Raw genomic sequence first — 14,542 nt, 5'->3', positions numbered from 1 at the left:
CGGCCCGGCGCGTCTTCAGAGGAGCCGGAACAGGGTGACCGAGTTGGCGGGCACGCCCTGGGGCCGCCCGGCGCGGTAGCGGGCGCCGTAGCGGCCGTGCAGCACCGAGGCGGTGCTGTGCACCAGGGCGTAGACGCCCTCCGAGGCCCGCAGCGGGTGCTCCTCCTCGTCGGGGCGCAGCAGCTGCGTGACGTCCGGGAACGTGATCGCCATGTCGGCGCTCGCGCCGTTGACCACCATCAGCCCCGAGACGCGTCCGCCGCGCGAGCCGATCAGCACCTGGATGGTGCGGGCGCCGGGGGCCTGCCAGTCGGTCGCGGTCATGGGCGAGCCGTCCGGGCCGAACCAGTGCATCATCACCTCGTCCGGCCGGGTCGGGAAGTGGGACGGCTGCCCGGCGAGGAACTCGCCGCGCACGGCCACGAGGGAGCGGGTCGCGGCCAGCATGGCCCGGTCGGCGGGGGTGTGGCGCCAGTCCACCCAGGAGAGCTCGTTGTCCTGGCAGTAGGCGTTGTTGTTCCCGCGCTGGCTGCGGCCGAACTCGTCCCCGGCGGTGATCATCGGCACGCCCTGGGAGAAGAGCAGGGTGGCCATCACGTTGCGCGCGGTCTGCGCGCGGTCGGCGCGGATCCGCACGTCCCGGGCCGGGCCCTCGATCCCGTGGTTCCAGGAGTGGTTGTCGTTGGTGCCGTCCCGGTTCTTCTCCAGATTGGCCTGGTTGTGCTTGTTGTCGTAGGACACGAGGTCGGCCAGGGTGAAGCCGTCGTGGGCGGTCACGAAGTTCACGGAGGCCAGGGCGCTGCGCCCGGAGGCGGCGAACAGGTCCGCGGAGCCGGTGAGCGCCCCGGCCAGGCGCGAGGCGTTGCCCCCGTCCCCGCCCAGGCTCATGCTGCGCGGGCCGGTGAGCCAGAAGTCGCGGACGGTGTCCCGGAAGCGGTCGTTCCAGTCGGCCCACCCCTCGGGGAAGTGCCCGGTCTGCCATCCGCCCATGCCCACGTCCCACGGCTCGGCGATGAGCTTGGTGCCGAACAGCGCGGGGTCCGCGTTCACGGCGACCAGGAAGGGGTGGTTGCGGGTGAAGCGGTGGCGTTCGTCGCGGGCCAGCTCCGGGGCGAGGTCGAAGCGGAAGCCGTCCACGTGGCAGCGCTCCACCCAGAAGCGCAGGGAGTCCAGGGCCATCTGCACCACACGGGGGTTGCCGAAGTTCACCGAGTTGCCGCACCCGGTGACGTCCACGTAGCGGCCGTCGTCGCCGTGCCGGTAGTAGGCCTCGTCGCCGAGGCCGCGCCAGCAGTAGGCCGGCTCGCCCTGCCCGGCCTCGGCCGTGTGGTTGTAGACCACGTCGAGGTAGACCTCGAGGCCGGCCCGGTGCAGGTCGCGGACCATCGCCTTGAACTCGTCGAGCACGCCCTGGGGGCCGCGGGCGCGGGCGGCCTCGGTGGCGTAGCCGGCGTGCGGGGCGAAGAAGCCCAGCGTGTTGTAGCCCCAGTAGTTGCTCAGCCCCAGGGCCGTGAGGTGGGGCTCGTCCAGGTGGGCGTGCACGGGCAGCAGCTCCACGGCCGTGACGCCCAGCGAGGTGAGGTAGTCGGTCATCACCGGGTGGGCCAGGCCGGCGTACGTGCCCCGGAGCTCTTCGGGGACGTCGGGGTGCAGGGCGGTGAGGCCCTTGACGTGCGCCTCGTAGATCACCGTGTCCCGCCACGCGGTGGCCGGCGGGCGGTCCTCGTCCCAGTCGAAGTCCTGCTGGGCGACCACGGAGACGTAGCGTCCGCCGTAGGCGTCCGGGCCGGGGTCCTCGACGTCGTCCGGCGGGGCCACGCGGCGCAGGCCCTTGCCGTAGGGGTCGAGCAGGACCTGCTGGTCGGAGGGGTCCGGGGCGCGGCGGCGGGCGGCCACCGGCGAGTCCGCGGGCACGAACCCGTACTCCGTGCCGACGGGCAGCGCCGGGGCCTCGTCCCGGTGCAGCATGTACTCGAAGCCTGTCTCGGAGAGCCGCTGCTGCTCGGCCGGGGGGATCGTCCCGTGGTGCACCCCGCCGGTGCGTCCGGTCAGCCGGCGCCGCTGCCAGCGCCCGCCCGGCAGCCGGAAGACGATGTCGAGGTCCGGCACCCCGGGGGCGTAGACGGCCACGTTGGCGCTGCCGTCGCGCTCGTGCGAGGGGTGCACCCCCAGCGGGTACGGGTGGGAGACGTAGGGCCGGCCGGTGTCCTGCCGCCGGGGCTCAGGAACCAGCACGGCGTCGCGACACCTCGTACAGGGTGATGCCCACGGCCAGCGAGGCGTTGAGGGACTCCATGGCGGAGTCGATGGGGATGGAGACGACCTGGTCGCAGTTCTCGGTGACCAGCCGGGACAGGCCCTTGCCCTCGGCCCCGACCACGATCACCAGCGGCTCGGTGGCGAGCTCGAGCCCGGGCAGCTGGACGTCGCCGTCGCCGTCGAGGCCGACCACGAAGTAGCTCATGCCCTTGAGCTCCTCGAGCGCGCGGTTGAGGTTGGCCGCCTTCGCCACGGGCACGCGGGCGGCGGCGCCGGCGCTGGTCTTCCAGGCGGAGGCGGTGACGCCCACGGAGCGGCGCTCGGGGACGATGACGGCGTTGCCGGAGAAGGCCGACGCGCTGCGGATGATGGCCCCGAGGTTGCGCGGGTCGGTGATGCCGTCGAGGGCGACCAGCAGCGGCGGGCGGTGGATGTGCCGCTTCTCCCACTGGGTCATCAGCCGGCGGGCGGTCTCCACGGCGTCCTCGTACTCATAGGCCGGCACCTGCAGGGCCACCCCCTGGTGCACGGCGTCGCTCGTGAGCCGGTCGAGCTCGGACTTGGAGGCCTCGAGGATCGTGATCCCGCGCTCGGCGCAGATCTGCAGGATCTCCCGCACGCGGTCGTCCACGTCGATCCTGCTCGCCGCGTAGAGGGCCTTGGCGGGGATGTCCGCCCGCAGCGCCTCGACCACCGAGTTCCGCCCGGTGACGAGGTCCTCCTGGACCTTGCCCCGGGTGCGGCCGCCCTGGGGCTGGCGCCGCTCGGCGGCCTTCTTCATCTTGTGCGCCTTGTGGTACGGGCGGTCCTCGGCCTTCGGCGTCGGTCCCCGACCCTCGAGCGCCTTGCGGCCGTGGCCGCCGGTGCCCACGAGGGGGCCCTTCTTGTTCTTGCGGATCGCACCGGGGCGCTTGGGGGCTGGCATGGGATTCCTCTGTTTCGGTCGGTGGTGGGTGGGGGCCGGCTCAGGCCACGGACCAGGCGGCGCCGTCGGCGCCGTCGCGGACCGCGACGCCGGCCGCGGCCAGCTCGTCCCGGATCGCGTCGGCCCGGGCCCAGTCCTTGGCGGCGCGGGCCTGCTCGCGCTGGGTCAGGAGGGAGCGCACGAGGGCGTCGAGGGCGGCGTGCTCGGCGGCGTTGCCGCCGGCCCCGCCGAGGTCCATGAGCCCGGTCAGCCCGAGGACGTCGGTCATGGCCCGCACGGCGCGGGCGGGCGCGGACGGGTCACCGCCGTCGGCGAGCGCGGAGTTGCCCGCCCGCACGGCCTCGTGCAGCGCCGCGAGGGCCTGGGGCACGTTGAGGTCGTCGTCCATGGCCTCCTGGAAGGCCGCCGGCACGTCGGCGGGGGTCCAGGCGAGGTCGAGCCCGGAGTCCGCGGCGTGGCGCAGGAAGGACTCGATGCGCTCCACGGCGGCGGCCGCCTCGGTCAGGGAGGTGGGCCGGTAGTCCAGCACGGAGCGGTAGTGGGCCTGGCCGAGGTAGTAGCGCACGGCGAGCGGACGGGCCGCGGCGAGCATGTCCGCCGGGGAGACCGTGTTGCCGATCGACTTGGACATCTTCTCCCCCGCGGAGGTGACCAGGCCGTTGTGCAGCCAGAAGTTCGCGAAGCGCTGCCCGGCCGCGGCCGACTGGGCGAGCTCGTTCTCGTGGTGGGGGAAGCGCAGGTCCAGGCCGCCGCCGTGGATGTCGAAGTGGTCCCCGAGGTACTTCCCGGCCATCGCGGAGCACTCGAGGTGCCAGCCGGGCCGGCCGGCCCCCCACGGGGACTCCCAGCGCGCGGTCTCCGGCTCGCCGGCCTTGTGCCCCTTCCACAGGGCGAAGTCGCGGGGGTCGCGCTTGCCGCGCGGGTCGGCGTCCGGGGCGTCCTGCATGTCGTCCACCGACTGGTGGGTGAGCTCCCCGTAGCGGGCCCAGGAGCGGACGTCGAAGTAGACGTCGCCCGAGCCGTCCGGGGCCGGGTAGGCGTGCCCGGCCTCGACGAGGGCCCGGATCAGAGCGTGCATCTCCGGGACGTGGCCGGTCGCGCGCGGCTCGTAGGTGGGCCGGGCGATGCCGATGGCGTCGTAGGCGGCGTTGAAGACCTGCTCGAACCGGTAGGCCAGCGCCCACCACGGCTCGCGGGGGTGGTCGCCGGTGTAGTCGGGGGCGAACGAGGCCGCGGCGTTGGCGAGGATCTTGTCGTCGATGTCGGTGACGTTGCGCACCGTGGTGACCCGGTGGCCGCGGAACTCCAGCCAGCGCGCCAGCAGGTCGAAGACGAGCGCGGAGCGCACGTGCCCGATGTGCGGCATGCCCTGGACGGTGGCACCGCAGTAGTACAGACGCGCCTCACCGGGGTGGACGGGCTCGAAGTCCCGCACGGAGGCGGTGGCGGTGTCGTAGAAGCGCAGAGTCACACGGCCCATCATAAGGGCGCGCGCCCGCGGGCCGGTCAGGCCCCGCCCGCTCCCACGGCGACGACCAGGGCGGTGGCCACGGCCGCGAGCCCTTCGCCCCGGCCCGGGAACCCGAGGTGGTCCGAGGTGGTGGCGCTGACCGTCACGGGCGCGCCGGCCGCGGCGCTGAGGGCGGTCTCGGCCTCGGCGCGGCGGGGCGCGAAGCGCGGCCGCTCGCCGATCAGCTGCACGGCCACGTTGCCGATCTCGAACCCGGCCGCCCGCACGATCCGGGCCGCCTCGGCGAGGAGGTGCAGCCCCGAGGCGCCCTGCATCTCGGGGCGGTCCACGCCGAAGTTGGAGCCCAGGTCCCCGGTGCCCGAGGCCGAGAACAGGGCGTCGGCGGCGGCGTGGGCCACGACGTCCCCGTCCGAGTGCCCGGCCAGGCCCCGCTCCCCCGGCCACTCGAGCCCGGCGACCCACAGCGGGGTGCCCTCGGGCCCGAAGGCGTGGACGTCCACGGCGATGCCGGTGCGGGGCAGGTTCACGGGGTCAGCGCTCCTCGGGGGTGGTGGCGGTGGAGGTGGCGGTGGCGGTGGAGGGCCCGGCGGCGACCGGGACCGCGCCGGCGGCGCCGGGCGCCCGGCCCCGGAGCACGGCCTCGGCCAGCACGAGGTCGAGGGGCCGGGTGATCTTGAAGGCGTGCTCGTGGCCCGGGACCGTCTGGACGACGACCCCGGGGGCGTGGGTCTCCACGAGCGAGGCGTCGTCGGTGACGGTCTCCGGGTCCGTGCCGGCCTCGGCGGCGGCGCGGTCGACCGCGCGCAGCAGGGCGAGGTCGAAGCCCTGGGGAGTCTGCACCGCGCGCAGGACCGTGCGGTCCACGGTCCCGAGCGAGCGGCCGGCCTCGTCGACCCGGCGCATCGTGTCCGCGACGGGGAGCACCGGCACCACGGCCCGCGCACCCGAGCGCACGCGCCGCGCCACGGACCGGAAGACCGCGGGCGGGGTCAGGCACCGCGCGGCGTCGTGGACCAGCACCGCGGTGCACCCGGGGCCGGTGCGCCCCAGCACGGCGAGGGCCGCCCGGACCGACGCGGCGCGGGAGGCGCCGCCGGTCACGGGCAGCGCCCCGTGCGCCCGGGCCAGGGCGGACAGGTCGACGTCGCCGGCGGGGACCGTGACGAGCACCCGGTCGGCGATCCCGGCCTCGGCCACGCCGCGCAGGGCGTGCTCGAGCAGGGGGCGGCCGTCCAGTGGCACGAGGGCCTTGGGGATGCCGTGCCCGAGCCGGGTGCCGGACCCGGCCGCCACGACGACGACGGCGAACCCGCCCTCCGGGGAGGGCGGGTTCGCCGTCGTGGGCCGTGGCCCGTTCCCGGTCACGGGGAGGTCAGGACGCCAGGATGTCGTCGAGGCGCTTCTCGGCCTCTTCCTCGTCGATCTTCTTGGCGAGGGCGAGCTCGGAGGTGAGGATCTGACGGGCCTTCGTCAGCATCCGCTTCTCCCCCGCCGAGAGCCCGCGGTCGCGGTCCCGGCGCCACAGGTCGCGCACGACCTCGGCGACCTTCAGGACGTCGCCCGAGGCGAGCTTCTCGAGGTTGGCCTTGTATCGCCGGGACCAGTTGCTGGCCTCCTCGGTGTCCTTCGCCTGCAGGACCGAGATGACCTTCTTCAGCCCGTCCTCGTCGACGACGTCGCGAACGCCCACCAGGTCCACGTTCTCCGCGGGGACCTCGATGACCAGATCGCCCTGGGTCACCTTGAGCTTGAGATACATCTTCTCTTCGCCCTTGACGGTGCGGGTCTTGATCTCCTCGATGGTCGCCGCGCCGTGGTGCGGGTAGACAACCGTCTCGCCAACCTCAAAAACCATATGGAAATACCCCTTTCAGAACGTCCATTCTAACACGGTGTAGGATTCGCCGATCCGCCGTGGCCGCCCCCGGGCGCCCGGCGATGCGGACGATCCGTCGGCAAACGGATAAGCTGGTCGGGACATCGTCCTGAGCTCCCGAGGAGTACGCGCCGTGAAGACCGCCGCCCGCAAGTCCCTGAAGCGCGCAGGCCTCAGTGCCGCCGCCGTGGCCGCCCTGCTCACAGCCAGCGGGTGCAGCGCCATCAACCCGGTGGCCACCGCCGAGGTGGGCTACGCGCCCGCGGACGGCATCGTGGTGGAGATGGGCGAGCTGAAGGCGACCGATCTGCTCATCGTGGCCGAGAGCGCCGAGTCCGAGGGCCGGCTGCTGGGCAGCCTCACCAACAGCGGCGACCAGGACATCACCGTCACGGTGGACGCGGACGGCGCCACGGGTGAGATCCCCGTCCCCGCCGGGAGCACCCTGAAGCTGTCCGAGACCGAGCCCGTGATCCTCGACCCGGCCGGTGCCATGCCCGGCCTGATGGTCGAGACCGAGATCAGCGCCGCCGGCGAGTCCGTGACCGAGTCCGTGCCGGTGCTCGACCACACCTTCCCCCGCTACGCCGAGTTCATTCCCGGTGGGGCCCCGACCACCCCGGCCAACCCGTCCAACGTCCCGGCGAAGCCGGGCGAGGAGGGCTTCGTGGGAGGCCAGCAGGCCGACGAGCACTGACCCGCCGCCGAGGCGCACGGGCAGGGCCCGGGACCCGCGGCGCGGGTCCCGGGCCCTTTCCGGTGCACGCACGTGGTGGCTCCCGCGGCGGGCCCTCAGGCCTCGAACTTGTAGCCCAGCCCCCGCACCGTGACCAGGTGCCGGGGCGCGGAGGGGTCGGGCTCGATCTTGGCGCGCAGGCGCTTGACGTGCACGTCGAGGGTCTTGGTGTCCCCCACGTAGTCCGAGCCCCAGACCCGGTCGATGAGCTGCCCGCGGGTGAGCACCCGGCCCGCGTTGCGCAGCAGCATCTCCAGCAGCTCGAACTCCTTGAGCGGCATGGCCACCTGCTCGCCGTTGACGCTCACCACGTGGCGCTCCACGTCCATCCGCACCGGGCCGGCCTGCACGGTGGCCGTCACGAGCTCCTCGGGCTCCGCCTGGCGGCGCAGCACGGCCCGGATCCGGGCCACGAGCTCGCGCGAGGAGTAGGGCTTGGTGACGTAGTCGTCGGCGCCCAGCTCGAGCCCCACCACCTTGTCGATCTCGGCGTCCTTGGCGGTGAGCATGATGATCGGGACCGAGGAGCGCTGCCGCACCTGCCGGCACACCTCGGTGCCGGACTGCCCGGGGAGCATGAGGTCCAGCAGCAGCAGGTCGGCCCCGGCCCGGTCGAACTCCGTGACGGCGTCGACGCCGTTGTCCACGACCTGCACCTCGAAGCCCTCCTTCCCCAGCAGGTAGGAGAGGGGGTCGCTGAGGGATTCCTCGTCCTCGACGATCAGGATGCGGGTCATTGTCGGTCCTCCGTGCTCCCGGTCCGGCGCGCGGGGGCGGCCGGCCGTGGGGTCGTGGTCACTGGTTGGGCTCGCGCCGTCGTGGGCGCCGGTGGGGCGGACGCGCCGGAGGCCGCCGGGGCGGTCTCCTCGGGCTCGTCGGCGCCCTCGATCTGGGGGATGCGCAGGGTGAAGGTGGAGCCGCGGCCCGGCTGCGACCACACGGTGGCCTCCCCGCCGTGCTGCGACATGACGTGCTTGACGATGCTCAGGCCCAGCCCGGTTCCGCCCGTGCGCCGGGAGCGGGCCGCGTCCACGCGGTAGAAGCGCTCGAAGATCCGGTCCTGCTCGTCCTCGGGGATGCCCGGGCCCTGGTCGGTGACCGAGATCTGCGCCATGCCGTCCCGCTCGCGGACGCCGACGCCCACGCGGGTGCCCTCCGGGGAGTAGTGCACCGCGTTGTCGATGAGGTTGCGCAGGGCGGTGACCAGCAGGTCGGGGTCGCCGAAGACGGGCCGGGTCACGCGGCCGCCGACCACCAGCTCGATCCGCTTGTTCTCGGCCGGGAACCGGTTGCGGTCCACGGCGTCGGCGATCACCTGGTTGAGGTCCACGGGCCGGCCCTCGGTGACGACGTCGGCGCTCTGCAGGCGGGACAGCTCGATGATGTCCTGCACCAGGGCGGTGAGTCGGACCGACTCCTTGTGCAGCCGCTGGGCGAAGCGGCGCACGGCCTCCTCGTCCTCGGCCGCGTCCTCGATCGCCTCGGCGAGCAGCCCGATCGCCCCCACCGGGGTCTTCAGCTCGTGCGAGACGTTGGCCACGAAGTCGTTGCGGATCGACTGCGCCCGGGCGATCTCGGTCTGGTCGTCGGCGAGCAGCAGGATGTACTCCTCGGCGATGGGCGCCACCCGGACGTCGAGCACCACGGCGCCGGTCTGGAAGGGCCCGCGGGACAGTTCCACCCGCCGCTCCTCGATCACCCCGCTGCGCCGGGCGCGGCGGATCATCTCCAGCATCTGCTCGTGCACCACGGTGTGCCCCCGGACCAGGCCGAACGCGTAGGCGGCCGGGGAGGCGCGCACCACGCCGTCGACGCCGTCCACCACCACGTAGGCGCGCCCGATCACGGCGAGGACGTCCGCGGTGCCGTCCGGCAGGGTGGGCTCCTGCACGTCGGCGCGGGCGCGGCGGCCGCGGCCGCTCAGCCGCAGGCCGATCAGACCGCTCACGCCCAGGGCGAAGCCGAGCAGGCCGGCGACGACGGCGATGGCAGTTGGACTCACGGATCCAGCTTAGGCTTCCGCCGGCGCGGGGAGCTCCCCCCGGGCGTCACGAGCTACAGGTTCAACGAACGTTCACCCTAAGATGAGCGGAAGTTCACTCCTGGCTGTGACCGTGGCGGCGGGTGTGCTCGCACCTCGCCCCCTCGTCATCCGTTCCGTCCCGCGCCGTGCCCCGGCCGCGGGCCGCGGACGTGCCGCATCTCGAAAGGACACACCCGTGCGCAAGGTTTTCCAGGCAGAGCTCCACCAGGTCGGGGAGGAGCTCATCCAGATCGCGACCCTGGTGCGCGAGGCCCTCGCCCGTGCCAAGGACGCCCTCCTCGACGCGGACATCCAGCTGGCCGAGGAGGTCATCTCCAACGACGCCCGGATCGACTTCCTGCAGAACGACCTCGACGAGCGCTCCATCGACATCCTCGCCCTGCAGAGCCCCGTGGCCTCGGACCTGCGGATGATCGTGGGGGCGCTGCGGATGAGCGCCTCCCTCGAGCGCGCCGGGGACCTGGCCCGCCACCTGGCCCAGGCCGTCCGCCTGCGCTACCCGGACCCGGTCATCCCCGAGCCGCTCGTGGAGACGTTCACCCGCATGTTCGACCTCGACCTGCAGATCGTGGACCGCGTCATCCAGGTGCTCCAGACCCGCGACCTCTCCCTCGCCGACGACATCTACGCCCTCAAGGGCGAGGTCAACGCGCTGCACCAGTCGGTGTTCGACGCCCTGGCCGCCCCCACCTGGGACTGCTCGGTGCCCACGGCCGTGGACGTCACCCTGTGCTCCCGCTACCTCGAGCGGATCGGCGACCACGGTGTCTCGGTGACCCGCAAAGTCTCCTACCTCGTGACCGGGGACTGGGTCCCCGCCAGCTCCGACCGCCCGACCGGCCACGGGCACGTGGGCCGCGACGGCGGCGAGTGAGTCCCCGCCCGGGCGCGGCACGGTCCGCGCCCGGGAGCGCCGAAGGGCCGGCCCCACCGCCGCGGTGAGGCCGGCCCTTCGGCGTGCTGCGGTGCCGGGGCTACTTCTTGCCCTGGTTGGCGACCGCCTGGATCGAGCTGGCGGCGGCCTCCGGGTCGAGGTACTCGCCGCCGGCCACCACGGGGCGCAGGTCCTCGTCCAGCTCGTAGTAGAGCGGGATGCCCGTGGGGATGTTCAGCGCCGCGATGTCGTCGTCGGAGATGCCGTCCAGGTGCTTCACCAGCGCGCGCAGCGAGTTCCCGTGCGCCGCCACGAGCACGGTGCGCCCGGCCTGCAGGTCGGGGACGATCTCCTGCTCCCAGTAGGGCATGAAGCGGTCGAGGACGTCCTTGAGGCACTCGGTGCGGGGGGCGTTCTCCACGTCGGCGTACCGGGGGTCCCCGGCCTGGGAGTACCGGTCGGAGTCGTCCAGCTCCGGCGGCGGGACGTCGTAGGAGCGCCGCCAGGTCATGAACTGCTCGTCGCCGTACTCCTCGCGGACCTGGGTCTTGTCCTTGCCCTGCAGCGCACCGTAGTGGCGCTCGTTGAGCCGCCACGACCGCTTGACGGGGATCCAGTGCCGGTCCGCCCGGTCCAGCGCGAGGTGCGCCGTGGTGATCGCCCGGCGCAGCAGCGAGGTGTGCAGGACGTCCGGGGCGATGCCCTTCTCCACGAGCAGCTCACCGCCGCGGACGGCCTCCTCCCGCCCCTTGTCGGTGAGGTCCACGTCCACCCACCCGGTGAACAGGTTCTTCTCGTTCCAGTCGGACTGTCCGTGGCGGAGCAGGACGAGCTTGTACGGTGCTGATTCGGTAGCCATGGCCCCATTCTTCCATCCGGGCGCGGGCCCCGGGACAAGCGGGCGCCACGGGGCGGGTCACCAGCTGTTGGGCCCCTTGGACTCCAGGCCCACGGCCGGGCGGACGTCGGCGAGGTAGACGCCCACGGCCGTGCCCGCGATGAGCAGGACGAAGAGGCTGGGCCGCAGCAGCAGGGTGAAGACCGTGAACGCGAGGGACCCGCCGGTCAGGGCGAGCCAGAAGCCCTTGGTGCGCTTGAACGCGCGCTGGAACTGCACCGGCGCCTTGGTCAGGCAGTCGACGAAGGCCCACACGGCCAGGCCGGCGACGACCAGCGCGAGGGCGATGTCGATGAATCGCACGAGATAGAAGACCCAGGGAATGTCCACGGTCCCAGCCTACCGGTCGATCCCGCGCAGGGCGTGGTCGAGGTCCTCCCAGAGGTCCTCGACGTTCTCGATGCCCACCGACAGGCGCAGCAGCGTCTCCGGGACGCTGCGCGGCTCCTCGTGGTGCCGGCGCCGGCGCTCGATCAGCGACTCGACGCCGCCGAGGGAGGTCGCGGGGGTCCACACCCGCAGGCGGTCCACCGCCGCCTCGACCGCGTCGACGTCCCCCGCGGGCACGATGGCCACGATCGCGCCGAACCCGTCCATCTGCGCGGCGGCGCGCTCGTGCCCCGGGTCCCCGGGCAGACCGGGGTAGCGGACCTCGAGCACCGCCGGGTGCTCCTGCAGCCGGCGGGCGAGCTCGCCCGCCGTCGCCGCGGAGCGCTCGATCCGCAGCGCGAGGGTCCGCATCCCCCGCAGCGCGAGCCACGCCTCGAACGGGCCCGGGATCGCCCCGTGCAGCGAGCGGTGGCCCTTCAGCCGGTCCCGCAGGCCGGGGTCGGAGGTGACGGCCGCCCCCAGCACGACGTCGGAGTGCCCGGCCAGGTACTTGGTCACCGAGTGCACGACCACGTCGGCGCCGTGCTCCAGCGGGCGCTGCACGAGGGGCGTGGCGAAGGTGTTGTCCACGCACGTGAGCACGCCGCGCTCCCGGGCCGCGGCGAGCAGCGCCGGGAGGTCGGCGACCTCGAGCATGGGGTTGGTGGGGCTCTCCAGCCACAGCAGGTCCGCGGCGCCGAGGGCGGCCACGACCTCCTCGGTGTCCGCGACGTCCACGGTGACGGTCGTCAGCAGCCCGCGCGCCTCGAGGTCCTTGGCCAGGGCCAGGGAGCCCTGGTAGCTGTGCCGGGGCATGACCAGGCACCCGCCCGCGGGGACGAGGGACAGCACCGAGGCGATCGCCGCCAGGCCCGAGGCGTAGAGCAGCCCGGGCTGCCCGGCCCCCTCGAGCCGGGCCAGGACCTCCTCCATGTCCTCCCACGTGGGGTTGCTGTAGCGCCCGTAGGCGCGATCGGCGGCGTCGAGGCCGCCGGAGCCCCGGTACGTGGAGGTCAGGACGATGGCGGGCCCGACCGGGGCGTCGTGCTCCGGCGCGGGCCGCCCGCCGGCCACCACCACGGTGTCCGGGCGCAGGGCGTCGGTGGAGTGGGCGGACGGGGTCTCGGGGCGCGCAGTCATGGTCACAGGCTAGCGGCCCGGCGGGTCCCCAGCGGCAGGGCGCGGAGCGCTCCCTGTCCCCCGCGGTCGATAGGCTGGTGGGGTGACCTCCCGACCGGCTCCCGCCCCGCCGTCCTCCTCCGCCCCGGAGTCCTCCCCCGCGCCCGCCCGGCGCGGGGTCTTCGTCGTGTTCGAGGGCGGGGACGGCGCCGGGAAGTCCACGCAGGCCCGACTGCTCGCCGACGTGCTGCGCGCGGCGGGGCACGACGTCGTGCGCACCCGGGAACCGGGCGGCACCCCGCTGGGCGAGCGGGTGCGCGCCCTGGTCCTGGACCCGGCGCACGGCCCGGTGGACGCCCGCACCGAGGCCCTGCTGTTCGCGGCCGCCCGGGCCGCCCACGTCGAGCAGCTCATCCGCCCCGCCCTCGCGGCCGGGCGCACCGTGGTCTGCGACCGCTACGCCGACTCCTCCGCCGCCTACCAGGGCGCCGGGCGCGGGCTCGGGGTGGACCGCGTCGCGGAGCTCAACCGCTGGGCGACCACCGGCCTCGTGCCCGACCTCACCGTGCTGCTGGACGTCCCCGCGACCACGGGCCGCGCCCGCCGGGAGGCCCGCGACGGCGATGCCGGCGACCGCCTGGAGGTCGAGCCCGACGCCTTCCACGACGCCAACCGCGAGGCCTTCCTCGAGCTGGCCGCACGGGCCCCGGGCCGCTACCTGGTGCTCGACGCGACCCGGCCGGCCGAGGAGCTCGCGGCCGCCGTCCGGGACCGCCTGGCCCGGCTCCCCCGGACCGCCGCGGAGGTCGCCTCGTGAGCGTGTGGGACCAGCTCCTGGGCCAGGAGGCCGTGGTCGGGCAGCTGCGCCGCGCCGCGCGGGAGGACCGCCCCACCCACGCGTGGCTGTTCACCGGCCCACCCGGCTCCGGCCGGTCCAACGCGGCCCTGGCCTTCGCGGCGGCGCTGCTGTGCGAGCAGCAGGACCCCGCCGACCGCGGCTGCGGGCACTGCCACGCGTGCCGCACGGTGCTGGCCAGCTCGCACGCCGACCTCACCCACTTCGTCACGGAGAACCCGCAGATCACCATCGACGAGGCCCGGGAGCTCGTGGTCCGGGCCCAGGACCGGCCGTCGGTGGGCCGCTGGCGCGTGATGGTGATCGAGGACGCCGACCGGATGGTGGAGCGCACCTCCAACGTCATGCTCAAGGCCATCGAGGAGCCCCCGCCGAACACGATCTGGCTGCTGTGCGCCCCCAGCCCCATGGACGTGCTCGTGACCATCCGCTCCCGCTGCCGGCCCGCCACGCTGAAGGTCCCGGCGGTGGAGGACGTCGCGGAGCTGCTCATCCGCCGGCACGGGGTGCCCCGGCAGCGGGCGCAGGAGAGCGCCCGGCTCGCCCAGTCCCACGTCGGGATCGCCAAGCGGCTCGCCCTCTACGACGACGCCCGGACGCGGCGGCAGGAGGTGGTGTCCATCCCCCTGAAGCTCTCCGGGGTGCCCGACGCCGTGCGCGCCGCGGACCGGCTGCACAAGATCGCGGTCGAGGAGTCCCAGGCGGACGCCGAGGCCCGCAACGAGTCGGAGCGCAAGCAGCTGCTCGTGGCGCTCGGTGCCCCCGAGTCGGGCCGGGTGCCGCCGGCCATCCGCGGCGCGCTGAACCGGCTCGAGGCGGACCAGAAGCGGCGCTCCCGGCGGATCCAGACCGACACCCTCGACCGCTTCCTCATCGACCTCACCACCTTCTACCGGGACGTCCTGACCCTGCAGCTGCGCACGGGCTCCGGTCTGGTCAACGAGCACCTGGCCCAGCAGCTGCGGGACCACGCCTCCAACGCCACCCCCGAGCAGACCCTGCAGCGCATCGACGTGATCAGCCGGACCCGCGACCGGATCCGCACCAACGTCAGCGCGCAGCTCGCGTTCGAGGCGATGGCCGTCTCCCTGCTGTGACCCCGTCCGACGCCCGTT

At 73.9% G+C, this 14,542-nt stretch carries 15 protein-coding genes; 4 read left to right on the top strand and 11 right to left on the bottom strand.

The window, feature by feature from the left end; translation table 11 throughout:
- Positions 1-15 precede the first annotated feature (15 nt).
- From glgX to AYX06_RS14635, 6 genes are read right to left on the bottom strand one after another with little or no spacing between them, the layout of a single operon-like run.
- Positions 16-2,235: a glycogen debranching protein GlgX gene (gene glgX, locus AYX06_RS14660; RefSeq protein ID WP_062736393.1), complete on the bottom strand. Its 2,220-nt coding sequence runs from the start codon at positions 2,233-2,235 to the stop codon at positions 16-18.
- Positions 2,222-3,184: a 23S rRNA (guanosine(2251)-2'-O)-methyltransferase RlmB gene (gene rlmB, locus AYX06_RS14655; RefSeq protein WP_062736392.1), complete on the bottom strand. Its 963-nt coding sequence runs from the start codon at positions 3,182-3,184 to the stop codon at positions 2,222-2,224. The genes glgX and rlmB overlap by 14 nt, the downstream gene beginning before the upstream one ends.
- A gap of 40 nt (positions 3,185-3,224) precedes the next feature.
- Entirely contained in the window at positions 3,225-4,655 is a 1,431-nt protein-coding gene (gene cysS, locus AYX06_RS14650) for a cysteine--tRNA ligase (RefSeq protein ID WP_062736391.1), read from the bottom strand.
- A gap of 35 nt (positions 4,656-4,690) precedes the next feature.
- Complete coding sequence (ispF, locus tag AYX06_RS14645; protein WP_062736390.1) at positions 4,691-5,182, bottom strand: 2-C-methyl-D-erythritol 2,4-cyclodiphosphate synthase; 492 nt, start codon at positions 5,180-5,182, stop codon at positions 4,691-4,693.
- 4 nt (positions 5,183-5,186) lie between these two features.
- Positions 5,187-6,020 (bottom strand): 2-C-methyl-D-erythritol 4-phosphate cytidylyltransferase, encoded by an 834-nt coding sequence (gene ispD, locus AYX06_RS14640; RefSeq protein ID WP_062736389.1) that lies wholly within the window; start codon positions 6,018-6,020, stop codon positions 5,187-5,189.
- Between the two features lie 7 nt (positions 6,021-6,027).
- Positions 6,028-6,510, bottom strand: a complete 483-nt coding sequence (locus AYX06_RS14635) for a CarD family transcriptional regulator (RefSeq protein ID WP_017831963.1) — start codon at positions 6,508-6,510, stop codon at positions 6,028-6,030.
- 154 nt (positions 6,511-6,664) lie between these two features.
- Between AYX06_RS14635 and AYX06_RS14630 the strand changes: the two genes are divergently transcribed.
- Positions 6,665-7,228: a hypothetical protein gene (locus AYX06_RS14630; protein ID WP_062736388.1), complete on the top strand. Its 564-nt coding sequence runs from the start codon at positions 6,665-6,667 to the stop codon at positions 7,226-7,228.
- Between the two features lie 95 nt (positions 7,229-7,323).
- On the opposite strand, the gene AYX06_RS14625 is transcribed toward AYX06_RS14630, so the two are convergent.
- Both AYX06_RS14625 and AYX06_RS14620 read right to left on the bottom strand, forming a co-directional pair.
- On the bottom strand, positions 7,324-8,004 hold the full coding sequence (locus AYX06_RS14625) for a response regulator transcription factor (RefSeq protein ID WP_062736387.1): 681 nt from the start codon (positions 8,002-8,004) through the stop codon (positions 7,324-7,326).
- Entirely contained in the window at positions 8,001-9,269 is a 1,269-nt protein-coding gene (locus tag AYX06_RS14620; RefSeq protein ID WP_062736386.1) for a sensor histidine kinase, read from the bottom strand. The genes AYX06_RS14625 and AYX06_RS14620 overlap by 4 nt, the downstream gene beginning before the upstream one ends.
- Positions 9,270-9,486: 217 nt before the next feature.
- On the opposite strand from AYX06_RS14620, the gene phoU reads away from it, so the two are divergent.
- Positions 9,487-10,185, top strand: a complete 699-nt coding sequence (phoU, locus tag AYX06_RS14615) for a phosphate signaling complex protein PhoU (RefSeq protein ID WP_047803016.1) — start codon at positions 9,487-9,489, stop codon at positions 10,183-10,185.
- A 100-nt stretch (positions 10,186-10,285) separates the two neighbouring features.
- Here phoU and AYX06_RS14610 read toward each other — a convergent pair whose 3' ends face one another.
- The 3 genes from AYX06_RS14610 to AYX06_RS14600 are packed head-to-tail and all read right to left on the bottom strand — an operon-like array spanning position 10,286 to position 12,592.
- Positions 10,286-11,044 (bottom strand): phosphoglyceromutase, encoded by a 759-nt coding sequence (locus tag AYX06_RS14610; RefSeq protein ID WP_062736385.1) that lies wholly within the window; start codon positions 11,042-11,044, stop codon positions 10,286-10,288.
- A gap of 57 nt (positions 11,045-11,101) precedes the next feature.
- Positions 11,102-11,413, bottom strand: a complete 312-nt coding sequence (locus AYX06_RS14605) for a DUF2516 family protein (RefSeq protein WP_307725491.1) — start codon at positions 11,411-11,413, stop codon at positions 11,102-11,104.
- A gap of 9 nt (positions 11,414-11,422) precedes the next feature.
- The gene (locus AYX06_RS14600) at positions 11,423-12,592 is read right to left on the bottom strand and encodes a trans-sulfuration enzyme family protein (RefSeq protein WP_062737108.1); all 1,170 of its coding nucleotides are present in this window, start codon (positions 12,590-12,592) and stop codon (positions 11,423-11,425) included.
- 82 nt (positions 12,593-12,674) lie between these two features.
- Here AYX06_RS14600 and tmk point away from each other — a divergent pair, with 82 nt between their 5' ends.
- Together tmk and AYX06_RS14590 are read left to right on the top strand one after the other, a co-directional pair.
- Positions 12,675-13,388: a dTMP kinase gene (gene tmk / locus AYX06_RS14595; RefSeq protein ID WP_062736384.1), complete on the top strand. Its 714-nt coding sequence runs from the start codon at positions 12,675-12,677 to the stop codon at positions 13,386-13,388.
- The gene (locus AYX06_RS14590; RefSeq protein ID WP_062736383.1) at positions 13,385-14,524 is read left to right on the top strand and encodes a DNA polymerase III subunit delta'; all 1,140 of its coding nucleotides are present in this window, start codon (positions 13,385-13,387) and stop codon (positions 14,522-14,524) included. Before tmk ends, AYX06_RS14590 begins: the two co-directional genes overlap by 4 nt.
- The last annotated feature ends 18 nt before the right edge of the window (positions 14,525-14,542 follow it).

Origin of the sequence: Kocuria turfanensis (assembly GCF_001580365.1) — a bacterium.
In the GTDB taxonomy this organism is placed as follows: Bacteria; Actinomycetota; Actinomycetes; order Actinomycetales; family Micrococcaceae; genus Kocuria; species Kocuria turfanensis.
Note: the sequence above shows the minus strand (reverse complement) of the source record. Positions and strands in the feature narration are given on the sequence as shown.